Consider the following 25,481-nt stretch of genomic DNA (forward strand, 5'->3'; position numbering starts at 1 on the left):
GCCGCCCTATCCTGCCTTACTCTGCCGTCGGGACCAGACACTCGGCCAGATCCGCGGGACACCCCGCTCCCAGCAATGTCATGGTTCGCTCCAGCTCCTGAGTCAGCAGGCTGAGCACGGTCGCAACCCCTTGCTCACCATTTTGGGCCAAGCCGTAGGCAATGGCTCGGCCAAAAAAAGCGCCCGTCGCGCCGCAGGCAAGCGCTTTGGCAACATCCGAACCCCGCCGGAAACCACTGTCGATGAACACCGGGATCTGCGAGTTGACGATCGCCATGATCTGCGGGAGCACACTGATTGTGGATGGCGCACAGTCCAATTGGCGGCCACCGTGATTGGAGACAATCAAGCCATCCACACCATGACGCAGCGCCTGACGCGCGTCTTCTGGATGTAGCACGCCTTTGACCAGTACAGGGCCATCCCATTTGGAGCGCAGCCACGCTACGTCGCTCCACACCAGGCTGCGGTCCATGCTTCTAGCCAACAGGGCTGCCTGCGCCTGGGCGGAGCTGGCCCCTTCCGTCGGCATCAGATTGACGAACTGGGGCTGTCCGGCTAATGCCTGCCGCCACAACCAACGTGGCTGCAAAGCCATATCCAGCAGTAAGCGGGGCCCCGGGCGAAAAGGTAGCTTAAAGCCATGACGTATATCTTTTTCCCGGTACCCACCGACCGGCACGTCTACCGTCAACACCAGCGCCTCAAAACCAGCTTGACGAGCACGATCCAAAATGGAATTGGCCATCCCCCTGTCTTGCATGACATATAACTGCATCCAGCACGGCCCGTCACAAGCCTCTCGCACGTGTTCCAGGGCGCTGTTGGAGGCCGTAGACAAAATGTAGGGCAAGCCTGCCTTGCCAGCGGCGCGCGCTGCCAGCACGTCCCCGCCAGGACGCACCACATCAATCAGGCCCACCGGCGCCACCCCAAAAGGAGCCGACCACCGCCGTCCAAAAACCTCTATGCTGGTCGAGATGGCCGATGTGTCCCGCAAACTGCGCGGCGATAAGGTCATCGTCTGCAAATCCGCTTGATTACGAGCCAGACACAGCTCATCCTCTGCCCCGCCGGCAACATAGTCATACACAAAACCGGGCAGACGGCGCCGGGCCGCTAGCTGGAAATCCTGAACATTGAGCCGCATGATGCAGGCTGCCTCCCACGTAAGGTCGAGCTTTCACGCCCGATTCAAGTTAATTATTTAAGCGTCAAGTATATGCCTGAAAATGCGGCATCCGGCCAGAGGCGCATCGCCCAAGCAGGCAGAACAGGCAAAATGGGCAGACAGGCTTGTCTCGATAAGGGGGGGGGGGGGGGGGCGGGCCTCAGACCGAGGGGCGCGTCAATAACGGAATCGGCAGCTCGTTAAGTCCTTTGAATTCCTGCAGGGAAAAGCTGGTCTGCGCCTGCCGAACCCCAGGCAGGCGATGCAGCTTGCGCTGCAGCAGCTCCGAGTAGCTATCCAGGTCTTTGGCCACCACCATGAGCAAAAAGTCAGCCGGTCCGGCAATGCCATGGCACATCACCACCTCCGGTATGTCGCGTACCGCCTCCACAAACTGCACCGAACGCGCTTCGTTCTGAAAGTCGACACTGATACTGACAAACGCCACCACCCCGTAACCCAGGCCACGACGGTCCAGCCGCGCCTGATAGCCGGCAATAAGTCCCGCCTCTTCCATGCGCCGAATCCGACGCCAGCAAGGCGATTGGGATATCCCCACCTTTTGCGCCAGCTCGCTCGTGGTAAGCCTGGCGTTTGCCTGCAGCTCGGCCAACAAAAGGTAGTCCACCTCATCCAGTTCTATATGCATAAAAAAACCTGTTTTTTAATTTTTACTGAAAAAATTATGCTTGTATAAAAAACCGCTTGGCGCAACCCTCTTAAATAAATAAGATCAACGCATAAATCTAAGTGGGATGAAATAATGAAACCACAGACACTTTGCGTCTCTGCCCCTAAGCCCGCTTGTTCGGGTAAGCGCATCCTGCCGCTGATGGAGACCTTCGGGCATGATGCGGGGCCCACTCCCCCTGGCGCGCAACGCGACTTTGGTTTTCTACCGACTCAGGCGACTTGATCACACTGTCGCTCGGGTCATTATTAACATACCGGGAACAGAACACATGAATGCCTCCAACGCATCGGCTGACAAGGGAGTCGGCGAGACAGAACGCATTGTTGCGGAAGAAAAAGCGCAGTTGGATTTCAGCCAGTCCATGAGCTACGGCGACTACCTGCATCTGGATGAGGTCCTCGGCGCCCAGCACCCGCTCTCGCCCGCCCACGATGAAATGCTGTTCATCATTCAGCATCAGACCAGCGAGCTCTGGATGAAACTGATGCTGCACGAACTGAACGCCGCTACCGCAGCGGTCGCTGCCGACCGCTATGCCGACAGCTTCAAGATGCTGGCACGTGTCTCGCGCATCATGGAGCAGTTGGTTAGCGCCTGGACCGTGCTCTCGACCATGACCCCGCCGGAGTACACCGCCATGCGGCCCTATCTGGCCAGCTCCAGCGGCTTTCAAAGCGCGCAGTATCGCTGCATTGAGTTTGCCCTGGGCAACAAGAACGCCGCCATGCTCAAACCGCATGCACACCGGCCGGATCTGCTCCGCCAGGTCGATGCTGCCTATCGCGCCCCCTCGCTTTATGACGAGTCATTGCGACTATTGGCCCGTCAGGGCTTTGCTATCCCCGCCAACTACCTAGACCGCGACTGGACACAGCCCTACCTGGCCAATGCGGAAGTGGAAGCCGCCTGGTTACAGGTTTACCGTGACCCTCATGCGCATTGGGATCTGTACCAGCTCGGTGAGAAACTGACCGACATTGAAGACGCCTTCCGGCTTTGGCGTTTCCGTCATGTCACCACGGTTGAACGCGTTATCGGCTTCAAGCGCGGCACAGGTGGGACGGGAGGGGTCAGCTACCTGCGCAAAATGCTGGATGTCGTGTTGTTCCCCGAAATCTGGACTGTGCGGACTGCGCTGTGACACAGATACCCAACCCCGTTTTTTCGCCGCAAGAGCGCGAGCGTGAATACTCGCCCAGCTCTTGTATCGGTGGCAACTATGCGCCGTACATTGAGCAGTACGCCACACTGAGCAAAGCCGCTCTGGTCGGCAGTGCCCACCATGTCGAGCTCGCTTATGGCGACGCTGCTGCGCATAAGCTCGACCTCTTTCTGCCTGCGGGCACGCACTCGGAATCGCTCCCGCCCCTGCTGCTATTTATACATGGCGGCTACTGGCAGGAGCTTTCCAAAGCATCCTCCTTGTTCTCGGCCCCAGACTGCACGGCAGCTGGCATCGCCTTTGCCGCCCTTGATTACACCTTGGCACCACAAGCCTGCGTCCATGACATGGTGCTGGAATGCCGCAAGGCACTGCGCTGGCTGCATCAACATGGCAACAAACTGGGCTTTGACCCGCAACGCATGGTCGTTTCCGGCAGTTCTGCCGGCGCGCATCTGGCAGCCATGTGCTGTCTGCGTGGGTGGGAGGATGATGCTGATTTGCCTTTGGGAACGCCGGCAGCGGCCGTGTTGGTGTCTGGCATTTACGACCTTCAACCCTTGATAGGCACCAGCATCAATGATGCACTGTCCCTGGACGCGGCAAGCGCACGGGCGGTCAGCCCCCAGTTGCTTGATCTGACAGGTTTTCCGCCCACCCTCATCGGCTGGGGAGAAATCGAAACCTCGGAGTTTAAGCGCCAGAGCCAAGCGTTTGCTGACTTGCTGAAAGCACAGGGCGCCCAATATCTGCCGCCCATCGAAATGCCAGGACGCAATCACTTCGATGTCATTTTTGACCAGGCTCGTCCCGACACCCGCTTGGGCGCAGCAACACACGCGCTTGTTGCATCGCTGCCAGTCACCTCTACCGCAAGCACATGAGGGAACACGGGGCAGACACGGCCGCCGCCGACGCGCTACATCGCCAGTTTCGCCGCATGCCCTTCACTACAACGCCAGCGTTGGGTGAAGGCTAAGGTCGGTCTGGGCATGAAGCTGAAAGCGTTGTTGTACGCGATGGCTTGCTAATGCCATGGCAGCCGGACGCGCAGCAGGCGGATCTGCCTGCCCGCGCTACGCAGCTGATTACAGCGAATCAAAGGGGTCCTGCGTGCTTGGCAGGCCCGTATCGTCCCCCAGCACAAAACGCGGGATGAACTGCAGCACATATTGCCGCATGGCTTCAACCAGGCGCTGTGCATCGGGGCGCAACTCCCGCGACCGCAAAGACACCACACCAACCATGTAGGGCACGTGAATATCAATCGGGCGCAGCACGACGTTGGGCAGAGGCAGGCCATGTGCAGTGAACGGATCAATCAGGGACACTCCCACCCCTTGGCTGGCCAGCACCAGTCCTTCCAGCGAGGACGCCACCTCAATATGACGAATATCTTCGGGAGCCTCCGGACTGGCACGCAACAAAGCGGTCGCCAGGGTATGGCGTAAGCGATGACGATTCTGAACGGAAATCAGGGGAGTGCCCTGAATATCGCTGAGCCGGACCAGGTCTTGACTGGCCAATGCATGGTTCACCGCCATGCCCAGCAAACAGGGGCTTTGCCCTGACCAATGCAGGGTACAGCCATCAATATCCAAAGGCAGGCTGGTCACGGCCAGATCGGCCCGCCCTTCGTCGATGGCTTGAACAACTTCCTCCGGCTTGACGGTATCAATCATCAGCTTTTGCTTGAAGGCCGGATCGTGCTGCTCCATGATGCCCAAGACCTGAGGCAACAAACCCATCGCCATGGCATGAGTGGCCACGATACGCAGGGGCCGCAGTCCCCCGCGGGCGATTTCCAGCGCACGGCTTTGCAGCACTTCCAGGTTCATCAGCACAGGCCGGGCTTCCAGATAAAACTCCCGTCCCTGTTCCGTCAGGGTGACCTGCGGGCGGGTACGGGTAAAGAGCCGGAAGCCCAACTCCTGCTCCAGCTCCTGGATCTGACGGCTGACTACAGGCTGTGAGCGATCCAACAGTCGACCGGCAGCAGTCACACTGCCTGCGGACATCACAGCTGCAAAAGCTTCTAATTGGCGAATTTCCATGTCGTTCTATGTGAATGCCGCATTTATCAACATGGAATATTCTAGTGCGGAATAGTTGGCCGGACTAGCGTTTAACACCGAAACATTGATCGAGCGTAGGGAAAGTCCCATCCCGCACTTCGGCCGCGTATTGGGCGGCCGCTTGCGAGATCAAGGCCCCCACATCCGCATACGGTTTGGCGAACTTGGGAATCTTGCCATTGGTCAGGCCCAGAATGTCCTCAGTCACCAGGACTTGTCCATCGCAGGCGGGCGAGGCGCCAATGCCGATGGTGGGAATCGCAATACTTTCCGTAATGCGGCGACCCAAACTTTCCGCCACACCTTCCAGCACGACTCCCCAGGCTCCGGCCTGGGCGTGGGCGACCGCATCTTCCAGAACACGCTGTGCAGCGGCATCGGTCATCCCCTGCGCCTTATAGCCGCCCATGGTATTGACGTACTGAGGCATCAGGCCGACGTGCGCCAGCACCGGAACACCCCGCTCCACCAAGAAACGGGTGGTTTCCGCCATGACATGCCCACCTTCGAGCTTGACCGCCTGCGCACCGCTGGCCGCCAGCATGCGCGAGGCATTGGCAAAAGCCTGCTGGGGTGATTCCTGATAGCTGCCAAACGGCATATCCACGACAATGCAAGCATGCTGCGTCGCGCGCACCACTGCCGCTGCATGGGCAGCCATCATATCGACCGTAATGCTTAAGGTGTCAGGCATCGCATAGCCCACCATGGCGGTCGAGTCACCCACCAGAATCATGTCCAGGTGCTCGTCCAGCATCCGTGCAACGGGCGCGATGTACGCAGTCAAGGCAGCAATTTTTTGTTTGCCCTTGCAGGCGATCAAAGTGGGAACGCTAACGCGAACCTGCGTGGTATGTACGCTCATACTTACTCCAGCTGGAATCCCATAGCGCAAACGCTTATATAGGATTGCTTATATAGGATTGTGAATGATGCAGATTGCAACATCTTAAGAAAAAAACCAGTCGACGCCTCTATAATCGCCGCAGGACAAAAAACAATAAGCTAATTTCCTGCCTGCGTACAAGCCTCGCGTGTCCACCCCATGCGGATTCCGGTCCTTTTAAGGACTTTTACAGAGTCAGCGCTTGTACTCTAGAACCCGATTGTTCCCAATGCGCGGTGGTTTCATCAGTCGTATCCAGGCTGTTTTGCCGTGCACTCAACCGAGGAGAGACCCATGTCGACTACCCCCCCAACAATCATCTTCCATGATGATAACCGCGCCCCGCAACTGGGCCTGGGCGTCTGGCAGGTACCTGCCGAGCAAACGGCCGATGTGGTGTGCAGTGGCATCGAAGCGGGCTACCGCCTGATCGATACTGCCGCCATTTACGGCAACGAAGCCGAAGTCGGCCAAGGGATTCGCCAGTCCAAGGTGCCCCGCGAAGAGCTGTTTGTGACCACCAAGCTGTGGAATGACATGCATGGCCACGACAATACCCGTGCAGGCTTTGAGGAAAGCATGGACAAGCTGCAGCTCGATTATGTAGATCTGTACCTGATTCACTGGCCCGTGCCCAAAAACCGCCAGTACATCCAGACCTGGGAGACGCTGATCAATCTGCGCAACGAGGGCCGTGTGAAATCGATTGGGGTATGCAATTTTCTGCCGCAGCACCTGCAAACCCTGCTGGACAAGACCGGCGTTCTGCCCGTATTGAACCAGATCGAACTGCACCCCGGTTTCCAGCAGGCTGAATCGCGCCACTATCATGAAGATCATGCCATTCAGACTCAAGCCTGGAGCCCCCTGGGGCTGGGCACGCTGTGGGACAACCCGGTGCTGAACAAGATTGCCAAGCAGCATGGCCGTTCCGTGGCTCAAGTCATGCTGCGCTGGCAGATTCAACTGGGCAATATGGTGATTACCAAGTCCAACTCCCCCGAGCGTCAGCGCGCCAATATGGACATCTTCAGCTTCGAGCTAAGCGAACAGGATATGGCCGATATCGCCAGTCTGGACCGGCCCGATGGCCGTCTTGGCCCAGACCCGGAACTGTTTCGCCTGCCCAAAAGCACCGTCCAGGACTAAGCGCCAGGACGCACACGGCGCGCCGGTCCGGACAGAAAGGCAGCTAAAAGGGGCGCCAGGGCAAACAACCACAGCAAGGCCTGTGCCGACTGACGCGCGCCCTGCATGCCGCCAGGGTCCACAAACCCGGTTGCCGTGGTAATTATCCCTGCCAAGGCCGCCCCCAATGCCATCGTGTACAACTGCAAGGTGGTAATGGCGGCCGAGGCGATATTCTCCTGCCCCTTGGGGGCCGAATGAAAAACCCGCGTCAACAAGTGCGGCCAGGCCAGCCCAATCCCTACCCCCACGCCCAGCAAAGCCAGATACAGGGCCCAGGAATAGTCTGTCCCCTCACTCAAGCCCACCCATGGGATGAGGACTCCCAAAGCAGCCAGGGACAGGCCCGAGAGCACCGGCCCGACAATAATCAGTCTGTCGCCGGTTTCCAGCCCACGGCTGGAGCTGGCAATCGACCCCAAGGTCCATCCCCCTGACATCAAGGCGGTCAGATAGCCCGCCTTCAGGGGACTCATGTGGTGAATGATCTGCAGGAAATACGGAATGAAGATTTCGGTCGCTACGGCCACGCTGACCAGACCAATACCGGCATAGAGACTGCCCAAAGCAGTACGAATCGAATAGGTGCCTTGGGGAAACAGACGACTGGTAGATTGACGGTCTGAGCGTGCCATCCCGTAAACCAAGGCAGCACCGCCCGCCACACCGGCCAGATTGATCACCCAGGAGGTGGACAAGCTGCCCGCCGACATTACCAGCACCGAAGCCGTCAACAACAATACCTTGCCCAGGGTCGAGCCTGATTGTCGTGATTCTGGAGCCCGCGCATCGCGCAGCTGTGTCCAGACCAGCACCGCCAGCAAGGCCGCACAGGGCAAGACACTCCAGAAGGCCAGACGCCACTGTCCCATCTGGGCAAAAACGCCGCCAATGGCCGGGCCCGACAGGGTAGCCACCCCCCACATGCTGGAGACCAGGGCCATGACACGCGGCCAGAGCCGCTCCTCAAACACCAGCCGGATGGAGGAATAGCTCAGACCCAGCAGCAAGCCGCCCCCTAAACCCTGAATCGTGCGGGCAAACAGCAAAAACAGCATGGAGGGCGCTGCCGCGCACAAGGTCGTGCCAATGGCAAAAAACAACAGCGACATCAGAAAGCTGTGTCGCAGGCCCCACTTCTCCAGAACCTGCGGTGACAGGGCCGAGCCCAGAATCGAGGCCACCACAAACAACGTGGTATTCCAGGCGTAGTACTCCAGCCCGCCAATATCCTCCACGACCGAAGGAAGAATGGTGGTGGCCACGTATACGTTAATGGCATGAACAGCCACCCCTCCGGCCAGGGCCAAGGAGCGCAAGCCATTGCGGCCCGACAGTAACTCAGACCAAGAAGCTTCCTGGGTATGTGTCATTTTTTCTTTATCCAAGCAAAAAAGCCGGCAGACATGCCGGCCCTCTCATCCACCAGTGCGCCAGTCCCCTCAAGTCACTGGCGCACCTGCTGGCGTATCACAACACGCTCTGGCCTGCCGCAGCGCTTATGCCTTTAGCAAGCCTCGCAAAACGTATTGCATGATACCCCCATGACGGTAGTAATGCGCTTCGCTGGGCGTATCGATTCGAACCAGCGCCTCGAACTCGATATCACCGGCCCGCACAGTGACTTTTTCCGGAATGCGGTCCTGGTTCAGCGCCGTGATGCCTTCAATATCAAACACCTCATCCCCGGTCAGACCCAGCGTGGCAGCATTTTGACCAGCCAGGAACTGCAAGGGCATCACCCCCATCCCCAACAGGTTACTGCGGTGAATGCGCTCGTAGGATTCGGCAATCACCGCACGCACGCCCAAAAGCACGGTGCCCTTGGCCGCCCAGTCACGAGAAGAACCCGAGCCGTATTCCTTGCCCGCCAGAATCACCAGCGGAACACCGGCATTGAGGTAATGACGCGAGGCATCGTAAATCGTGGCTACCGGCGCGCCGTCCTGCGTAAAGTCGCGCGTATAACCGCCTTCTGTGCCAGGTGCCAGTTGATTACGCAAACGCACATTGGCAAACGTGCCGCGAATCATGACCTCATGGTTGCCGCGACGAGAGCCATAGGAGTTGAAATCCTGGGGTTTGACACCGTGGTCCATCAGGTAAGTGGCAGCCGGCGACGTGCGGGCAATGGAACCGGCAGGGCTGATATGGTCTGTCGTCACCGAATCGCCCAGCTTGGCCAGTACGCGGGCCCCCCGTATGTCCGCCACAGGGCTGGGCTCACGCTTCAGGTCAATGAAATAAGGCGGTTTTCGCACGTAGGTGGAATCGTCCTGCCACTCGAAACGATCCCCTTTGGGCGTAGGCAGGGAGCGCCAGCGCTCATCACCGGCAAATACATCCGCGTAGCCGTCACGGTACATCTCGGAGGCAATGGCTTTGCCAATCACCTCCTGTACTTCCGCCGCGGAAGGCCAGATGTCTTTCAGATAGACGTCCTGACCATCGCTGCCCTGCCCCAACGGTTCGTGGTACAGGTCGATATCCATGGTGCCGGCCAGGGCATAAGCCACCACCAGCGGGGGCGACATCAGGTAGTTCATTTTCACTTCGGGGTGAATGCGCCCTTCGAAGTTACGATTGCCGGACAGCGTGGACACCACCGCCAGATCGTTCTGATTAATGGCCTGGCTGACTTCCGGAATCAAGGGACCGGAGTTACCGATACATGTGGTGCAACCGTAGCCAACCAGATCAAAGCCCAGCTTGTCCAGATAAGGGGTCAGACCTGCACGCTGGTAGTAATCCGTGACCACGCGCGACCCCGGAGCCAGACTGGTTTTCACCCAAGGCTTGCGGCTCAGGCCCTTTTCCACGGCCTTCTTGGCCAGCAGCCCCGCCGCCATCATGACGCTGGGGTTAGAGGTGTTGGTACATGAAGTAATCGCAGCAATAACGACCGAGCCATGATCCAGCGTGCATGGGCTGCCATCGGCCAGCGTGAACTCCACCGCCGCTTTCCGGGGTGCTGGCGGTTTATGCGAGGGCACGTCCGATGCAGGAAAGCTCTCTTCGACGGCCTCGTCGTAGGTGGCGACATCATCGCCCAGCAAATCACGCACCGCAGTACGGAAGGCCGGTTTGGAGGACGACAGTGCGATACGGTCCTGGGGACGCTTAGGTCCGGCGATCGAGGGCACCACCGTGGACAGGTCCAGCTCCAGACGTTCGGAATAACGTGGCTCGTGCTCGGGGTCGTGCCACAGCCCCTGAGCCTGCGCATAGGCACGCACCAGCTCGATCTGCTCTTTGCTACGTCCGGTCAGCTCCATATAACGCAGTGTTTCCTCGTCAATCGGGAACATGGAGATGGTGGAGCCGTATTCGGGGCTCATATTGCCGATGGTGGCACGATTGGCCAAAGGCACGGCACTGACGCCTGGGCCATAGAACTCGACAAACTTGCCGACTACGCCGTGCTGGCGCAGCATGTCGGTGATGGTCAGCACCAGATCCGTGGCCGTTGTGCCTTCGGGCATTTGACCGGTCAGCTTAAAGCCCACGACACGCGGGATCAGCATGGAAATAGGCTGACCCAACATGGCCGCTTCAGCCTCAATCCCGCCTACCCCCCAGGCCACCACGCCCAAACCGTTCACCATGGGCGTGTGCGAGTCCGTACCGACACAGGTATCGGGATAGGCCAGCTGACGGCCTTGCTCGTCGCGTGTAAAGACCACACGGGCCAGATGCTCCAGGTTGACCTGATGCACAATCCCCGTACCGGGGGGAACGACCTTGAAATTGTTAAACGCGCTTTGGCCCCAGCGCAGAAACTGATAACGCTCCATATTGCGTTCGTACTCAATCTGCACGTTGCGTTCAAACGAGCTGGGCTTGCCAAAATCGTCCACGATCACCGAATGGTCAATCACCAGCTCTACTGGCGCCAGAGGATTGATTTTTTGCGGGTCGCCGCCCAGCGCCTGCATCGCTTCGCGCATGGCAGCCAAATCCACCACGGCAGGCACGCCCGTAAAATCCTGCAACACGACGCGAGCGGGGGTAAAAGCAATTTCGCGGTCAGGCTCGGCAGCCGGGTCCCAGGCCGCCAGGGCGCGAATGTCATCGGCCGTCACATCCCCACCATCTTCGGTGCGCAGCAAGTTTTCCAGCAGGATCTTCAAGCCATAAGGCAGACTGGCAACATCCAGACCATCTCCACGAACCGCATCCAACCGATAGTAGTCGTAGGACTGCCCGCCGACATCCAACTGGTGCAAAGCTTTAAAACTATCTACGCTTTTCATATCGGGATCTCCATGGAAAAGTGCCGGCCGATACCACCCAATTCACCCAGCCAGCAAAACACATCGGGTAATTGTCTATGGGTCTAGACCATTTCACATCTTACACGCTGGCGCCACCCCCTGCCCCGCGTGACGTCCCCCCTGTGGCCTTCCGACACACCTACACAAACCCGGAAACATTCTTTACGTATAATCATTTAGGTGCCTCCCGCCTGTATTGTGCCCCCTTTCCTCCCTTTATTTCGAGCACTCGCCCTTCCTCATGTTTTTTGTTGATCTGCGCCGGCTGATTCTCTTGCTGGCTACTGCCAGCAGTCTGCTGACCATGGGCTACACCTTGTATGGGGCCTACTCAGCGGAACGTTCCTTGCTGATCGAGCAAGCTCTGGAAAAAAACCGCGCCTACGCGCTGAAACTGGCCAGCAGTACAGATGCATTTATCGCCAACCTGTTGCAGCAACTGAGCTATAGCGCTGGCGTGCTCGAGCGATCCAGGTATATCGACGAACAATTACTGATCGACGAAGTACAACGGCTGAAAGAACAAAACAACAGTTTTAACTCGGTGCTGATTCTCGATGCCGAGGGACGGGTCCTGGCCAATGCTCCTGAAAAGCTCAGCTTGTTGGGCACAACCTTGCGCGGCGAAGGCACTCAACTGGCCTTGAAAACGCGTAAACCCGTCGTTAGCCCGCCCTATCTGTCCGCAACGGGGCGCTTGCTGATTTTTCTGTCCCACCCTCTTTTTGACGCACAGGGCAACTACAAAGGTCTGGTGGGCGGCTCTATTTATCTGCACGAGCCCAATAGCCTCAATACCCTGCTAGGTGAACATTTTTACCGTGATGGCTCCTACATCTATGTGGTTGATCAACACAAACGCCTGATTTTCCACCGGGATGTCGCGCGTATTGGCGAAGTCATACACGGCAATCCGGCCATTGATGCCGTCAGCCAGGGCGAAAGTGACGCCTTGTCCTTGCGCAACATCAAGGGCGTGGACATGCTGGCCGGTTTCGCCCCCAGCAGCGATGTGAAATGGGGGGTGGTGGTACAAAGCCCCACAAAAGTCGTTCTGGACGAGTTGACCGTCTTGCTGGGAAAAGTAGTGCGCAACTCCATTCCCTTTTTTCTGGCCGTACAGATTCTGATCTGGATGCTGGCCATGCTGATCGCCAAACCCCTGCGTCAGCTGGCCCGGCAGGCTCCACACCTGGATTCGGCCAATGCCAGCTCCCGTATTGCCCAGGTTCACGCCTGGTACTTTGAGTCCCGCCAGATCAAGCTGGCCATGCTGCTGGGTTTGAAACGTGTCAACCGCAAGATGGGCGTCATGAATGTGGAACGCAATACCGACCCCCTGACCGGTCTGAACAACCGGCGCGGCATGACGACGGTGCTGCAGCAATGGAAGGAAATGGACACCCCCTTTTCCGTACTGACCGTGGATATTGACCACTTCAAACGGGTCAACGATACCTACGGCCACGATGTCGGCGATCTGGTATTGAGCTTTCTGGCCGACACCATGCGGGCCTGCACCCGCGACACGGATCTGATCTGCCGGGTCGGCGGTGAGGAGTTCTGTATTTTCCTGCCCGACCAGGATATCGATCAGGCGTTGCAACTGGCCGAGCGCTTGCGCATTCTGATCAGCGAGACTAGCAGTCCTGCGGGCTCGCCCATCACCATTTCAATCGGGCTGGCCCACTGGCCGATTCACGCCCGCGACCACAGTACCGTCCTGAAACTGGCGGACGAAGCCCTGTATAAAGCCAAGCGCAATGGTCGCAACCGCGTCGAGCTGTGCGATCCTGGCGTAGACGAAACAGACAAGCAGAGCGCTTAAAGACGGCGCAGCACCTTGATACGCACATCCAGCTGAACAGGCAGGCTCGTCAATTGACGCGCTTGTTCCCGCCCCTGGGCACTGGCTCGAAACAGGTGGGGTGTCATCAAAAGCAGATCTGCAATCTGTTCCTGTGAGTCGAGCCGGATCTGGGCACGGACGCGTTCGGTGGTTTCCAGGCTAAAGCCGGTCGGGGGCACCAGATTCTCTTCCTTATCGGCTTTCAGCGTCGGATAAATAATGCGACGCAGCTCCAGCAGATGCTCCGGCCCGGCCTCAACCTGAACCCAGATGCCACCTGGCTTTAAAGCCCGCCAAAATTCCTCGGGCACGGCAAACCCAAACAGGCATAAGACCGCATCCAAGGCACCATCGGGCACTGGCAGTTGCGCATTGCTGCCCACCAGCCAACGGATGTCCGAGGAGCTGCGTGCCGCCGCCATAACGGCCCATTTGGAAATATCCAGACCAATCAGGGCCAACTGCCCATCTTGATCCTGCTGACGCAAGTAACGCGGGTAATAGCCTTCACCACAGCCCGCATCCAGACAGGCATAAGGAGCCTCCCCTTCCAGACCATCCATCAAGGCACGCCACACACCGGCGGCAATAGGTTCATACACCCCCGATTCCAGATAGCGACGGCGTGCCGCTACCATTTCCTTGCTATCGCCCGGATCGCGAGAACGCTTGTTCTGTACCGGCAGGAGATTGATATAGCCCTGACTGGCGGTGTCAAAGCAATGACCCGAGGCGCAACGCCAGCTGGGTGATTCAAATGTGAGCGGCAAGCCATCCAAGGGACAGCACAGCTTCTCGAACAGGGTGGGGGAAAAGTCGGACATGGATGAATCGCTCTACGGCCACCGTGGCCAAGGCGATAGTGTAGCGCCCCGGACAGTCTGTGCCGGGGCCGACAAGGCGTTTACGCTTGCGTGGCAAAGGCCAGCGCGTCGCGCAGCAAAGCCTCGATCAGGGGCTGGATCCGACCGGCCGCCTCTTCGTTGTAGGCAAAAGGCCATTGCTCTTGCATATAACAGCACTGCGCCATTTCCAGTTGGACCGCATGGATGTTCTGTTCAGGACGTCCGTAATGGCGAGTAATGTAGCCACCTTTGAAACGGCCATTCAACACGCTGCTGTAGTCCTGGTTGGCCAAGGCCGTTTTCATCAGACGTTCGCTCAAGGCAGGATCACAGCTCTGACCATTGGCGGTGCCAAAATTCAGATCGGGCAGGCGGCCTTCAAAAAAACGCGGCACTACCGAACGAATCGAGTGCGCATCCCATAGGACCACACGACCATGCAGCGCCAGCAGGCGGGTGAGCTCTTCTTCCAGTTTCTGGTGATAAGGCAACCAGATGGTTTCGCGCCGCTGGGCAACCTCTCGCTCGTCCGGCTCCTGGCCGGGCTGATAAATGGGCGCATCGTCAAACATGTCCACTGGACATAGGCCGGTGACACTTTGACCCGGATACAGGCTGCTATTGTCCGGCGGGCGGTTCTGGTCCACGACAAAGCGTGAATAGGTCGCTGCCAGAACCGAAGCCCCCAATGTGCGCGCGCATTCATAAAGGCGGGGAATATGCCAGTCCGTATCAGGCACCTGACGAGCCGATTCCGTGAAACGCGTCAGCAAATCCGAGGGCACGTAGGTGCCCGAATGCGGCATGGAGATCAGCAAGGGGACAGTGCCCGGGTAAAACTCAAAAGCAGCAGGAACAGTCATGACGGGCTCCGGTCGGTTTCAGCACACAATCAAGAGGGAATAGGATACAGATCACCCCGGCGGTGCTGCCAGGCCGGCAGTGATTCGCGCATGCGCTGCACACGAGCGGGGTCCAGATCGGCACAGATATAGCCAGGATGATCCGGCATGCAGGCCAGTACCGTCCCCCAAGGGTCAATAATCATACTGCGACCCAGACAGGGCAGGGCAGGACCAGGCCCCCCAATTTGGGCGGCGGCCAGCACATAGCATTGGTTCTCAATGGCACGGGCACGCAACAGCACTTCCCAATGGTCGCGGCCGGTATGCACATTAAAGGCAGCCGGCACCACCAGGACATTCGCGCCCCGGGCTCGCAAGGTACGAAAGAGCTCGGCAAAGCGCATGTCATAGCAAATGCTCAGACCCAGGTTCAGTTCCCCGACCTGCACATTCTGAACCTCCTCACCAGGACAAAAATCGTCGGACTCGCGGTATTCCAGGCCGTTGACCACCGCATCGTATAAATGCACTTTGCGATACTGAGCCACGATCTGTCCATCGGGCGAGAAAGTCACACTGGTATTGCCCAGGCGAGGATCGTCCGGACGGCGCTCATGCATGGAACCCAGATGAATCCAGGCACCGGTGCGCCGCGCCAGGCTGGCCATATGCTCGGTTACCAAGCCTGGGATAGGCGTGGCGTTTTGCTGCAGCCATGGCGTATCGCCGCGTACATCGCTGTACTCGGGGGTCACAATGAGTTTTGCCCCGTCCCTGGCGGCGGCCAGCACCCAATGTTCCAGCTGATCCAGATTGGTCTGGCGGTCGCGGCCACTATCTAGCTGAACCAGGGCCACACGTGTCGTAGACATACTTTTATCCTTTCAGCCCGGCTCAGTACTGCAAGGCGCGAGCAGTTTCCAAGGCCAGACGGGACAACACCCCCGCCCCCTGCCCCCCGTAAAGAGACGTGCTGGTGCGCCCGTCCGTAAAGCCATCGGCCATCACCGCCAGCACCACACTGCGCTCACCCATGGTCAAGATTCCGGCATCGTGGCGCAAGCCGGGCAAAGAGCCGGTCTTGTGAGCCAGTTGAGCGATGGAAGGCAAAATTGCCGCAAAATGTCCTCGTTCACGCTGGTCAGCCAGCATGTCCAGACCCTGCTGACGCAGGCTTTCCGGCAAGGCAGGCGAGCCAAGCAGGTAGAGCAAGGTCGAGCAGGCATCCTGGGCGGTAGTCCAGTTGTCTTTACCAGCCTCCCGCGCCTTCATGTCCATCATGTGACGCTGCAACTGGGTCTGCTGCAGGCCAGCCTGCGCGCACCAGGCGTTGATGTTAGCCATGCCCAGCAAGTCGATCAGCGCATTGGTGGCGACGTTGTCGCTCAAAATGATCATCAGCAGGGCCAGCTCACGCAAGCTCAGGCTGGTCACGCCAGGCAACTGGCTCAAAATACCGGTGCCTGGCGTACGGTCTCCCTCGGGCAAGGGATAGACCGTATCCAGCGACAATCTGCCCTGGGCAACCTGTTCCAGCAGACACAGCAGCATGGGCGTCTTGATCAAGCTGGCCGAGGGCATGACGCGCTGCGCATGCCACTCAAACAAGGAGGTACCGTCGGTCGCGTAGACCGCCATCGAAATGCGGGCGGCTTCCTGGGCCAGCACAGGCTCCAGTCTTTCTTGCAGACGCTCACGAACCCGTGGCGCATCCAACAACTCGCTTCCCAAGGCAAACATACACACTCTCCTTCCGCACTCAGACCAAAATCAGGAATAGACCGGCGAACATCAACAAGTTGACGATCATCACCGCCCAGCCGTTATACAACATGTATTTAAGCTGAGTGGAACGCGCCAGCCCCATCTGGCCGAACATATCCGAAGAAGGAAAGGGACCGAACCAGTCAATTTGCGAGCTACCCAGAATGACGGCGGCCGTTGCGGCAGGACCCACGCCAGCTGCTGCCAGGAGGGGGCCAAAAATCTTGGCGGTAAAGGTCATCTGTGCGACGGCGGCTCCCGGAATATGGCCCACCACGTTAAAGGCCACAATCAACATGCACAGTACCGCGCCACTGATGCCGACCAGATACGGTTGTACCGAATCGAGCAAGGCGTGATAGGCATTGAGCTGATCCACCAGCACCAGCACGGGATTGAACAGCCAGAACAAGAAGAAAATCCAGATCAGCTTGCCCGCCCCGGCATACATGGCCTGCAAAATCTCGCGTGGGTTCATGCCGCCGGCCAGACCGGTTGCCGCTCCCAGGGACACCATCACAATAATGGCGTATGCAAAGCCGGCCTTGGAGGCAATACCCACCGCCGCCAGACCCACAATCGTGATGCAGAAAGCCCAGGCTGCACGTACTGCTTTAGGCGACGCCTTGGCATTCACATCAAAAGCCGCCTGGCCTTGCGAGGCTTCTTCGTACTGGAACTGGTCTTTGGTGATTTTCTGGATGCGGCCGGACATGAACCAGCCCGTCAGCAAGGTTGCCGCCGCCATCGGCAGGCCGGCCACCAGCAAATAGTCGGTGTAGCTCAAACCGGTCAGACCCGTTACCGTCACCACATTAGGAGTGAATGGGCCCAGCACCAGACCTGCGGAGCCGGCGCTTTGGAACAAGGCAGCCACGGCGGGGGGAGACAGACGCACGGCCGCGGCAATCGGGATCACCACCGCAGCGATAATGGCGTTACCGCCCGCCAACGTGCCCAGAGCGCCACAGATCAGGGTGGACGCCACCATGATGCCCAAACGCACACGCACCGGATTGGACAAGCCGATACGCTTCACAATGGCTCGCACCAATTGCTCAGCGGCACCCGTACGGGCGGCGACCTCGCCAACCCCGGCGCCCAGCACAATAATCAAACCCACCACCGCAATGAACGAGCCCAGGGACTCGGCCAGCAGTTTACCCATCGCAATCGGCGTCGTGCTGGTCATGATGGCGCCCAAAACAATGGCTCCAATCGTGGCCAACACAATGTCCACACCCAGCAGGGCGATAAGCGCGAACACCACTACCGGCGTCAAGCCCCACAGGGAGCTTTCACCCGGCATGTAAAAATGGGTGTACAAGGCAATCGCCATGCCAATTAAAAACACCACCATGGCTGCATTGCGCTTGCCCGTTGGCATTGCTTGCTGAATGACACTCATGTCGTCTCCTTAACGATCCTTCCTGGCCGGCTTTTCATAAGTCCGGCCTTTGCATGTGATGCAATCACCCTGCCCTGGTTGACGGCCCCAGATCCGGGCAACTGGTTTCTTGTCCGATGCGCCGCTTAAACCGAAATAATCGGCGCATCCAGGCTTTGTGCCTGAGCGGCAAAGGCGCGTTTAAGCACCTGTCCGGGCCGCTGCTCCGGAGCGACAGGATGAACCTGTACACCATTGACAAACACAGTCTGCACACCTTGAGACGGTAAGGTGGGCTGCTCCCAGGTGGCGCAATCTTGCACCGTTTCGGGATTAAACACCACCAGATCCGCCCAGGCGCCGACTTGCAACACGCCGCGGTTTTCCAGCCCGAAAACCGAAGCAGGCAGGGCCGTCATTTTGGCGACCGCCTGCTCCAGGGACATCAGGCCATCTTCGCGTACGTACCGCCCTAAAATGCGCGTAAAACTGCCCCACAACCGAGGGTGGGGATGCGCATCCGCAGGCAATCCGTCCGAGCCCACCATGCAACATGGGTGGCTGAAAATACGCTGGACTTCTTTCTCGTCCATCGCAAAATAAATCGCGCCGGCCGGCAGCAAACGCCGTGCGGCAGTTTCACGGTCGCAGCCCCACTGTTCGGCAATCTCGGCCAGATACAGGCCATTGCATTCCGGGTGAGGCTCGGACCAGGTAATACGAATCTGGTCTATGGTGTGGGCGCGCTCAGGAATCAGGATCGTGGAGCTGCCCGAATAGGGGTAGATATCGAGGGTGGCCTGTACGCCATCGGCGCGCGCTCGATCAATATTGGCCAAGGTCTCACTGCTGCGGCCCCAGTTGGCCGGCATCATGCACTTGTGATGCGACACCAGGGTGGCGCACTGCGTCTGGCGGCCTATCGCCAGCACTTCCTCTACCGACTCCTGCACCGTATCGCCTTCATTGCGAATATGACTGGTATGCAAGGAGCCCTGGGAAGCGGCAACACGGGCCAGGCCTTCCAGTTCGGCCGGTTCGGCCATGCAGCCAGGCTCATAGGCCAAGCCAGTACTAAAGCCCACCGCCCCATCCTGCAGAGCCTGGGCCAACAGGGCTTGCATGGCCTGCTGCTCATCGGCGTCAGGCTGAGCGAGCGGGTCCTGCATGACAGCCATGCGCAAATTCGCATGGCCGACCAAGGCTGCCACATTGATCATGGGCGTTAACTGGCGCACCGCCTGTGCATACTGCGCCATGTCCTTAAACAAGGGCGAGTCGCCCAGCAAGGCCAAGGCAGCCGCCGAATTGCCGGGCAAGGGAGCCGGAAAGGCGCTGACGCCACAATTGCCAACCACCACCGTCGTAATGCCCTGACTGGTTTTCCAGTCCAGAGCGGGCCGCTCGATGAACATCAAGTCATCATGACCGTGGGTGTCGATAAATCCGGGGGCCACCACATGGCCGCTGGCATCCACCACTTGATCGGCATGCCAGGCGCTCAAATCGCCCAGGGCCACAATACGCCCCGACCGAATACCCACATCACCGCGCCAGCGCGGGGTGGCCAAGCCATCAATAATCCAGCCATTGCTGATCTTGACGTCCAAGCTGCGGTCGTCTGTCTGCATTTACGTCTCCACTTACCCTCCCACAAAAAGGGGAGTTGACCGCATTATCCAAAGGTATTATTAATATGAAAAATTGTTTAAGTTAATTGATTAATCAGAAAATGAAATGGACAGACTTCCCAAGCACATCACGCTCAAGCACCTGAATGCCTTTGTCGCCGTCGCCCAGGAGGCCAGCTTCACCCACGCCGCCCGGCGACTTTTTCAAACCCAGTCCTCGGTCACGGGCCTGATTCAGCAGTTGGAAGTTGCCTTGAATACCACTCTGTTCAATCGCACCAGTCGGCGCGTATCCCTGACGCCTATTGGCCTGGAGTTCCTGCCGCGCATCACGCGATTGCTGGCGGACTTTGATGGGGCCATCAGTGATGTCATGCGTTACGGAGAATTGAAAAGCGGGCGGGTCAGTGTGGCGGCCGCCCCTTCGGCCATCACGGATCTGATTGCACCGGCTGCCGCTCATTTCTCGCAGCAGCACCCTGCGGTACGGCTGTATCTGCGTGATGACAACTCAGGCCGCATTCAGCGCCAGATCGTGGCAGGAGAAATCGACTTTGGTCTGACCAGTCCCTGGGCAGATGTCCAAGGGCTGGACAGTCAACCCCTGCTGGAAGATCAATTCGGCGTGCTCTATCGCAGCGACGACACGCAGATCAAACCCGATGCCAACAACACGGTCAGTTGGTCGGCGCTGGAGGAGCGCAAACTGGTCGGTGTGGTGGACGAAACAGGCATCATGGCAGTGCTGCAATCGCGACCGGATTTACCCATTGAAGCCTCAGCCCCTTTTTATGAAGCGTCCAGCACCACCTCACAAGCGGCGTTGGTACAGAGTGGTCTGGCCATTGCCCTGCTGCCGGCCCTGGCCGCTCAACGGGTTCTCATGCCCGGCCTGAGTTTTTCGCTGCTGCAAGCCCCCACACTGGTTCGCACCTTATGCCTGATGTTCCATCAGGAACATGATTTGACACCTGCAGCGGCCGCCTTGGTGGATGAGCTGCGGGCCTATGTGAAAAAAGCAGCATTACCGCCTGGATGCCGCGCTCTGTAAGCATATGCAAATATCATGGGAGGGGCGCCCGGCCTCGGTAACAATAAGGACCGCTAGTCGCGTGCGCAGGATGACGCGACCTGGCCCAGTCTGCTCGACCCTTTCCATGAATAGACGAACAGCAAAGCCGGACGTAGCACCGTTCAGGCTCGCCTGATCACCCTGCCATCATGCCCGTGCTGCTTTCCGGGTGTTGATGGCCCACAAGGCGACCCAGCGCGTCATCGTCCTGCTCACCAGGAGAAGCACCATGACGCAGTCTTCCGCGACCTCCAGCAACGCCAAGCCGCTTCATCTTGACGACATCACCGTCGTAGACAACACCAAGCTCAAAAAAGCCGTGACTGCCGCTGCGCTGGGCAACGCCATGGAATGGTTTGATTTTGGTGTCTACGGCTTTGTGGCCGCCACCTTGGGTAAAGTCTTTTTCCCCGACGCCTCGCCCGCCGTGCAAACCATTGCGGCACTGGGCACCTTTTCCGTGCCTTTTTTGGTGCGACCATTGGGCGGCGTATTCTTCGGGCTGATGGGGGACAAGTTCGGTCGTCAGAAGGTGCTGTCCCTGACCATCATCATCATGGCGATCAGCACCTTCCTGATAGGCCTGATTCCCTCCTACCTCGCGATTGGTATCTGGGCCCCCATCTTGCTGTTGCTGTGCAAACTGGCCCAGGGTTTTTCCGTGGGCGGCGAATACACCGGCGCCGCGGTCTTTGTGGCCGAATATGCACCTGACCGGCAACGCGGGTTTCTGGGAAGCTGGCTGGACTTTGGCTCCATTGCAGGCTTTGTGCTGGGCGCTGGTCTGGTGGTGTTGCTGCAAACATCCCTGAGCGAAGCCAGTTTTCAGGACTGGGGCTGGCGCATTCCCTTCCTGATAGCCGGCCCACTGGGCATTTTGGGCCTGTATCTGCGCCATGCGGCCGAAGAGACGCCAGCCTTTACCGAGCAACTGGAAAAGATGGAAAAAGAGGACCGTGCCGCCCTGCAAGAGCGCCCGACGATTTCCTTTGGCGAGATCTTCTCCAAATACCGTAAAGCCCTGCTGATCTGTATTGGCATGGTGCTGGTCACCAACATTACCTACTACATGTTGCTGACCTACATGCCGACCTATCTGTCCAGCAGTCTGGGCTATGCCGAAGAACACGGTGTCTTCATTATTGTGGTGGTGATGATCGGGATGCTGTTTGTGCAACCGGTGGTGGGCTTTGTCAGCGACAAGATCGGGCGCAAGCCCTTCTTGCTGGCCGGCAGTCTGGGACTGCTGATCTTTGCCATTCCCGCCTTCCACTTTATTGGCAGCGACAGCAATGTGCAGATCTTTCTGGGACTGCTGATTCTGGCCGTTTTACTGAACTGCCTGACCGGGGTCATGGCCTCTACCCTGCCCGCCCTGTTCCCGACCCGACTACGCTACAGTGCCCTGGCCGCCTCTTTCAATATTGCGATTATTGTGGCGGGCCTGACGCCAACCATCGCTGCGTGGCTGGTGGAGCAAAGCAATAACCTTCTGATCCCTGCCTATTACCTGATGTTTGCCAGTGTCATCGGTTTGATTACGGCCGTGTTCCTGCCTGAAACGGCTAACCGCCCCTTGCGCGGCGATACGCCGACCGCCTCCAACCCCAAGGAAGCCAAAGAACTGCTCCAACAAGCCTACGATCACATCGAGCAAAGCGTCCAGGAGGTGGAAGAAGCCATTGCCAAGGCCGAGGCCGAGTTGGAAAGCCTGAAACAGAAACGCCAAGGTCTGGTGGACCGCCACCCCGAGTTGGATTAAATCCTGTCCCTGCTGCCAAGCCCGTTGGCGCGGGCCGGGAAATCGGCAAACAGTTCTCACGCCGCGGCATCCCCGCTGAAAGCCTGCATCAAAAAACCCGATCCCGTTTCAAGGCGGGATCGGGCTTGTAACTTGCGCTCCAGGCCTTGGCGCGGCCCCGATTGAGGCGCCGCTGCAGACGCAACATCAAATCGTCAGGCCACCTGATACTTCTAAGGTCGTGCCATTGATAAAGCTGGCCTCGTCCGAAGCCAGGAACGCGTATACATTGGCCACTTCCTCCGGCTTGCCCATACGGCGCAGCCAGCAATGATCGCGAAAGCCTTGCAGCACTTTTTCAGGGATGGATTTCAAAATGTCCGTCTCGATGAAACCAGGGCAAACGGCATTGACGCGAATCCCTTTGGGGCCCAGTTCACGGGCCCAGGTCTTGGTAAACCCAATCACACCAAACTTGCTGGCCGCGTAATTGGTCTGACCATAATTGCCATACAGCCCCACCACACTGGACGCATTGAGGATAGCGCCGCTTTCCTGCTCCAGCATCACCGCGGCCACTGCCTGAGTGAAATTGAATACCGCTTTCAAATTGACATCAATGACATCGTCAAACTGCTGTTCCGTCATGCGCAGCAGCTTGGCGTCTTTGGTGATCCCAGCATTGTTCACCAATACATCGATACGGCCGAACCGATGCTTTACATCCGCCACCATTGCATCAATCTGAGCACGGTCGGTGACATCCACGGTATAGGCCACGACCGTCACGGCCGGGGCGTGCAAGGACTGTGCGGCCGACTCAAGGGCTTGGGCATCCCGGTCACACAAGACCACTACCGCGCCTTCCTGGGCAAACTTTCTGGCCGTTGCCAAACCTATACCGGCTGCCGATCCGGTTACAAGCGCCACCTTATCTTTCAATCGCATTCCAGCTACCTTTTAAAAATCGCTCCACGCTGTCATGCAAACCCAGGTTTTCACAGCATCCCCACAGACAATGGTCTATTTACCCGTTCACACCAGCACCTGGTTTTTTACTCCGTTCGTCCGCCTTCCGCCAGTCAAAATGAGCAAATTTTATCCATGTCTGCCTGCTCCTCGCGGGCGACCAAAACGAAAAAAATGCTGCCCATCAAACTGGGCAGAAGGGCAAACAAACGCTTACTTGCCAGAAGTAAACTTGCTGTGACTGTGGATCAGATTGCGATAGTCAGGAATATGGGCAGAGAACAAGGCACCCAGACCTTCCACATCGTTACGCCAATCGCGGTGTAGCTCGCAGGCCACCCCAAACCAGGTCATCAACTGCGCGCCAGCCGCCGACATGCGATCCCATGCTGCGTGGCGGGTAATTTCATTGAATGTCCCCGAGGCGTCGGTTACCACAAACACATCAAACCCGGCTTCCAGGGCCGACAGGGCCGGAAATGCCACGCACACTTCCGTGACGACTCCCGCAATAATCAGCTGCTTCTTGCCGCTTGCCTCGATAGCCTTGACGAACTCGTCGTTATCCCAGGCGTTGATCTGACCAGGACGTGCGATGTAAGGCGCATCGGGAAAAATTTCTTTCAGTTCGGGAACCAAGGGGCCATTAGGGCCTTCTTCAAAGCTGGTAGTCAAAATCGTGGGCAGCTTGAAGTACTTGGCCAGATCAGCCAAAGCCAGCACATTGTTCTTGAACTTGTCCGGATCAATATCACGAACCAGAGACAGCAGCCCGGTTTGGTGATCGACCAGTAATACAGCGGCCTGGTCTTTATCAAGACGTTTGTAAGGCGTAGTCATCTCAGTTCTCCTTAAGAATGAGTAAGAAAGGGTGGGTGCCAATCCGGCACCCGGCACGGCTAAAGCGCTTCTGGGAAATCGCGCTGCAAAAACAAAGCGTTGAGCTGTTTCAACCCAGCCAGTGAGAGCGGACCGGGCCGCCCTCACCGACCAGCCTTAGGAAGTCGCGCCAGAAGGCATGGAGCCAAAGCGGCCATTGTTAAAATCGTCCATCGCCTGCAAGATTTCCTGCTGGCTATTCATGACAAACGGCCCATGACCCACGATGGACTCATCAATCGGTTGACCACTGATCAGCAAGACCACCGCATCGTTATTGGCTTCCACCATGAACTGGCTACCGGCGCGATCCAGCACTACCAATTGCCCTTCACGCACCACACTTTGCCCATTGACCAGCACCGTGCCGTGCAGAACCACCAAGGCGGCCGTCCAGCCTTGCGGACTTTCCAGCTCGACAATCCCCCCCTGATTCAGGCGCAAATCCCATACATTCATGGGGGTGAAGGTTCTGGCAGGGCCTGTAGCGCCGTCTTTTTCACCGGCAATAATGCGCACCTTGCCGGCAGCATCGGGCAGAGGCACGACAGGGATCTGCTTGTCAGTAATAGCCTGATAACCGGCAGGCGTGCCTTTGTCTTTGGCTGGCAGGTTGACCCACAACTGCACCATCTCCAAGGTGCCGCCCGAACGGGCAAAGGCATCAGAGTGGTACTCCTCGTGCAAGATGCCCGAACCCGCCGTCATCCACTGCACATCGCCCGGTCCGATCGTGCCCCCCTGGCCGGTGGAGTCGTGGTGCGACACTTCCCCCTTGTAGACGATGGTGACCGTTTCAAACCCCCGGTGCGGATGCTGACCTACACCGCGCTTGTGCTCGCTGGGCGCGAACTCGGCCGGGCCGGCATAGTCAAGCAACAGAAAAGGACTCAGCTGTTTTGCGTGCGTGTGGTACGAAAACAGGGAGCGAACGGGAAAGCCGTCGCCCACCCAATGGGGACGGGGCGCACTATAAATACCAAGAATGTTCTTCATGTCCATCTCCTTGTTTCAACATAGGAGACAGAATAAACTCGGAACGATGAAGT

Annotated in this window: 21 protein-coding genes; 6 read left to right on the forward strand and 15 right to left on the reverse strand. The window is 58.2% G+C overall.

All coding sequences use genetic code 11. The annotated features are described in order from the left end of the window. Nucleotides 1-16: 16 nt before the first annotated feature. Complete coding sequence (locus V6936_RS13035) at nt 17-1,150, reverse strand: alpha-hydroxy acid oxidase (protein ID WP_003805383.1); 1,134 nt, start codon at nt 1,148-1,150, stop codon at nt 17-19. A 181-nt stretch (nt 1,151-1,331) separates the two neighbouring features. Continuing rightward, complete coding sequence (locus tag V6936_RS13040; protein WP_003805681.1) at nt 1,332-1,820, reverse strand: Lrp/AsnC family transcriptional regulator; 489 nt, start codon at nt 1,818-1,820, stop codon at nt 1,332-1,334. Between the two features lie 313 nt (nt 1,821-2,133). Between V6936_RS13040 and kynA the strand changes: the two genes are divergently transcribed. After that, nucleotides 2,134-3,006: a tryptophan 2,3-dioxygenase gene (gene kynA, locus V6936_RS13045; protein ID WP_003805677.1), complete on the forward strand. Its 873-nt coding sequence runs from the start codon at nt 2,134-2,136 to the stop codon at nt 3,004-3,006. After that, nucleotides 3,003-3,911 carry an alpha/beta hydrolase gene (locus V6936_RS13050; RefSeq protein WP_336579977.1) on the forward strand — a complete coding sequence of 303 codons (909 nt, stop codon included), beginning with the start codon at nt 3,003-3,005 and terminating at the stop codon, nt 3,909-3,911. Before kynA ends, V6936_RS13050 begins: the two co-directional genes overlap by 4 nt. A 204-nt stretch (nt 3,912-4,115) precedes the next feature. On the opposite strand, the gene V6936_RS13055 is transcribed toward V6936_RS13050, so the two are convergent. Both V6936_RS13055 and panB read right to left on the reverse strand, forming a co-directional pair. Continuing rightward, complete coding sequence (locus V6936_RS13055; RefSeq protein WP_003805673.1) at nt 4,116-5,081, reverse strand: LysR family transcriptional regulator; 966 nt, start codon at nt 5,079-5,081, stop codon at nt 4,116-4,118. A gap of 64 nt (nt 5,082-5,145) precedes the next feature. Further along, entirely contained in the window at nt 5,146-5,967 is an 822-nt protein-coding gene (gene panB, locus V6936_RS13060) for a 3-methyl-2-oxobutanoate hydroxymethyltransferase (RefSeq protein WP_003805671.1), read from the reverse strand. 315 nt (nt 5,968-6,282) lie between these two features. On the opposite strand from panB, the gene V6936_RS13065 reads away from it, so the two are divergent. Next, the gene (locus V6936_RS13065; RefSeq protein ID WP_336579978.1) at nt 6,283-7,137 is read left to right on the forward strand and encodes an aldo/keto reductase; all 855 of its coding nucleotides are present in this window, start codon (nt 6,283-6,285) and stop codon (nt 7,135-7,137) included. Here V6936_RS13065 and V6936_RS13070 read toward each other — a convergent pair. Together V6936_RS13070 and acnA are read right to left on the reverse strand one after the other, a co-directional pair. Further along, the gene (locus V6936_RS13070; RefSeq protein ID WP_003805667.1) at nt 7,134-8,549 is read right to left on the reverse strand and encodes an MFS transporter; all 1,416 of its coding nucleotides are present in this window, start codon (nt 8,547-8,549) and stop codon (nt 7,134-7,136) included. The genes V6936_RS13065 and V6936_RS13070 overlap by 4 nt on opposite strands. 126 nt (nt 8,550-8,675) lie before the next feature. Further along, nucleotides 8,676-11,429, reverse strand: a complete 2,754-nt coding sequence (gene acnA, locus V6936_RS13075; protein WP_131071047.1) for an aconitate hydratase AcnA — start codon at nt 11,427-11,429, stop codon at nt 8,676-8,678. Nucleotides 11,430-11,691: 262 nt separating this feature from the next. Between acnA and V6936_RS13080 the strand changes: the two genes are divergently transcribed. Further along, a complete protein-coding gene (locus V6936_RS13080; protein ID WP_235587666.1) occupies nt 11,692-13,278 on the forward strand; it encodes a sensor domain-containing diguanylate cyclase in 1,587 nt (528 codons plus the stop codon). Here V6936_RS13080 and V6936_RS13085 read toward each other — a convergent pair. The 6 genes from V6936_RS13085 to V6936_RS13110 form a co-directional block, all read right to left on the reverse strand. Then, a complete protein-coding gene (locus V6936_RS13085; RefSeq protein ID WP_336579979.1) occupies nt 13,275-14,123 on the reverse strand; it encodes a putative RNA methyltransferase in 849 nt (282 codons plus the stop codon). The two genes, V6936_RS13080 and V6936_RS13085, sit on opposite strands and share 4 nt — an antisense overlap. Before the next feature lie 80 nt (nt 14,124-14,203). After that, the gene (gene hutG / locus V6936_RS13090; RefSeq protein ID WP_059318122.1) at nt 14,204-15,007 is read right to left on the reverse strand and encodes an N-formylglutamate deformylase; all 804 of its coding nucleotides are present in this window, start codon (nt 15,005-15,007) and stop codon (nt 14,204-14,206) included. Nucleotides 15,008-15,036: 29 nt separating this feature from the next. After that, entirely contained in the window at nt 15,037-15,861 is an 825-nt protein-coding gene (locus V6936_RS13095) for a carbon-nitrogen hydrolase family protein (protein ID WP_003805656.1), read from the reverse strand. A gap of 22 nt (nt 15,862-15,883) precedes the next feature. Further along, nucleotides 15,884-16,729 (reverse strand): serine hydrolase, encoded by an 846-nt coding sequence (locus V6936_RS13100; protein ID WP_003805654.1) that lies wholly within the window; start codon nt 16,727-16,729, stop codon nt 15,884-15,886. Between the two features lie 19 nt (nt 16,730-16,748). Then, nucleotides 16,749-18,161, reverse strand: coding sequence for a hypothetical protein (locus V6936_RS13105; protein WP_003805653.1), 1,413 nt, complete (start codon nt 18,159-18,161; stop codon nt 16,749-16,751). Nucleotides 18,162-18,286: 125 nt separating this feature from the next. After that, entirely contained in the window at nt 18,287-19,771 is a 1,485-nt protein-coding gene (locus tag V6936_RS13110) for an N-acyl-D-amino-acid deacylase family protein (RefSeq protein ID WP_003805650.1), read from the reverse strand. Between the two features lie 106 nt (nt 19,772-19,877). On the opposite strand from V6936_RS13110, the gene V6936_RS13115 reads away from it, so the two are divergent. Together V6936_RS13115 and proP are read left to right on the forward strand one after the other, a co-directional pair. Further along, complete coding sequence (locus V6936_RS13115; protein WP_059318119.1) at nt 19,878-20,822, forward strand: LysR family transcriptional regulator; 945 nt, start codon at nt 19,878-19,880, stop codon at nt 20,820-20,822. A 250-nt stretch (nt 20,823-21,072) separates the two neighbouring features. After that, nucleotides 21,073-22,605 carry a glycine betaine/L-proline transporter ProP gene (gene proP / locus V6936_RS13120; RefSeq protein WP_003805648.1) on the forward strand — a complete coding sequence of 511 codons (1,533 nt, stop codon included), beginning with the start codon at nt 21,073-21,075 and terminating at the stop codon, nt 22,603-22,605. A 186-nt stretch (nt 22,606-22,791) separates the two neighbouring features. On the opposite strand, the gene fabG is transcribed toward proP, so the two are convergent. The 3 genes from fabG to V6936_RS13135 all read right to left on the reverse strand — a co-directional run bounded on the left by fabG (nt 22,792) and on the right by V6936_RS13135 (nt 25,428). Beyond that, nucleotides 22,792-23,532, reverse strand: a complete 741-nt coding sequence (gene fabG, locus V6936_RS13125) for a 3-oxoacyl-ACP reductase FabG (protein ID WP_336579980.1) — start codon at nt 23,530-23,532, stop codon at nt 22,792-22,794. 234 nt (nt 23,533-23,766) lie between these two features. Further along, nucleotides 23,767-24,393, reverse strand: a complete 627-nt coding sequence (gene ycaC / locus V6936_RS13130) for an isochorismate family cysteine hydrolase YcaC (RefSeq protein ID WP_003805645.1) — start codon at nt 24,391-24,393, stop codon at nt 23,767-23,769. A gap of 156 nt (nt 24,394-24,549) precedes the next feature. Further along, nucleotides 24,550-25,428 carry a pirin family protein gene (locus V6936_RS13135; protein ID WP_059318116.1) on the reverse strand — a complete coding sequence of 293 codons (879 nt, stop codon included), beginning with the start codon at nt 25,426-25,428 and terminating at the stop codon, nt 24,550-24,552. Nucleotides 25,429-25,481 lie beyond the last annotated feature (53 nt).

It is taken from the genome of Alcaligenes sp. CHO6 (assembly GCF_037120595.1).
Lineage (GTDB): Bacteria > Pseudomonadota > Gammaproteobacteria > Burkholderiales > Burkholderiaceae_B > Alcaligenes > Alcaligenes ammonioxydans.

Bases quoted from the DNA above. Each gene is read 5' to 3' on its own strand.
- V6936_RS13115 (WP_059318119.1), top strand. From the start codon at position 19,878: ATGGACAGACTTCCCAAGCACATCACGCTCAAGCACCTGAATGCCTTT.
- hutG (WP_059318122.1), bottom strand. From the start codon at position 15,007: ATGACTGTTCCTGCTGCTTTTGAGTTTTACCCGGGCACTGTCCCCTTG.
- V6936_RS13100 (WP_003805654.1), bottom strand. From the start codon at position 16,729: ATGTTTGCCTTGGGAAGCGAGTTGTTGGATGCGCCACGGGTTCGTGAG.
- V6936_RS13035 (WP_003805383.1), bottom strand. From the start codon at position 1,150: ATGCGGCTCAATGTTCAGGATTTCCAGCTAGCGGCCCGGCGCCGTCTG.
- ycaC (WP_003805645.1), bottom strand. From the start codon at position 24,393: ATGACTACGCCTTACAAACGTCTTGATAAAGACCAGGCCGCTGTATTA.
- V6936_RS13040 (WP_003805681.1), bottom strand. From the start codon at position 1,820: ATGCATATAGAACTGGATGAGGTGGACTACCTTTTGTTGGCCGAGCTG.
- V6936_RS13055 (WP_003805673.1), bottom strand. From the start codon at position 5,081: ATGGAAATTCGCCAATTAGAAGCTTTTGCAGCTGTGATGTCCGCAGGC.
- V6936_RS13080 (WP_235587666.1), top strand. From the start codon at position 11,692: ATGTTTTTTGTTGATCTGCGCCGGCTGATTCTCTTGCTGGCTACTGCC.
- V6936_RS13095 (WP_003805656.1), bottom strand. From the start codon at position 15,861: ATGTCTACGACACGTGTGGCCCTGGTTCAGCTAGATAGTGGCCGCGAC.
- V6936_RS13110 (WP_003805650.1), bottom strand. From the start codon at position 19,771: ATGCAGACAGACGACCGCAGCTTGGACGTCAAGATCAGCAATGGCTGG.
- acnA (WP_131071047.1), bottom strand. From the start codon at position 11,429: ATGAAAAGCGTAGATAGTTTTAAAGCTTTGCACCAGTTGGATGTCGGC.
- V6936_RS13105 (WP_003805653.1), bottom strand. From the start codon at position 18,161: ATGAGTGTCATTCAGCAAGCAATGCCAACGGGCAAGCGCAATGCAGCC.
- proP (WP_003805648.1), top strand. From the start codon at position 21,073: ATGACGCAGTCTTCCGCGACCTCCAGCAACGCCAAGCCGCTTCATCTT.
- V6936_RS13135 (WP_059318116.1), bottom strand. From the start codon at position 25,428: ATGAAGAACATTCTTGGTATTTATAGTGCGCCCCGTCCCCATTGGGTG.
- fabG (WP_336579980.1), bottom strand. From the start codon at position 23,532: ATGCGATTGAAAGATAAGGTGGCGCTTGTAACCGGATCGGCAGCCGGT.
- kynA (WP_003805677.1), top strand. From the start codon at position 2,134: ATGAATGCCTCCAACGCATCGGCTGACAAGGGAGTCGGCGAGACAGAA.
- V6936_RS13085 (WP_336579979.1), bottom strand. From the start codon at position 14,123: ATGTCCGACTTTTCCCCCACCCTGTTCGAGAAGCTGTGCTGTCCCTTG.
- V6936_RS13070 (WP_003805667.1), bottom strand. From the start codon at position 8,549: ATGACACATACCCAGGAAGCTTCTTGGTCTGAGTTACTGTCGGGCCGC.
- panB (WP_003805671.1), bottom strand. From the start codon at position 5,967: ATGAGCGTACATACCACGCAGGTTCGCGTTAGCGTTCCCACTTTGATC.
- V6936_RS13065 (WP_336579978.1), top strand. From the start codon at position 6,283: ATGTCGACTACCCCCCCAACAATCATCTTCCATGATGATAACCGCGCC.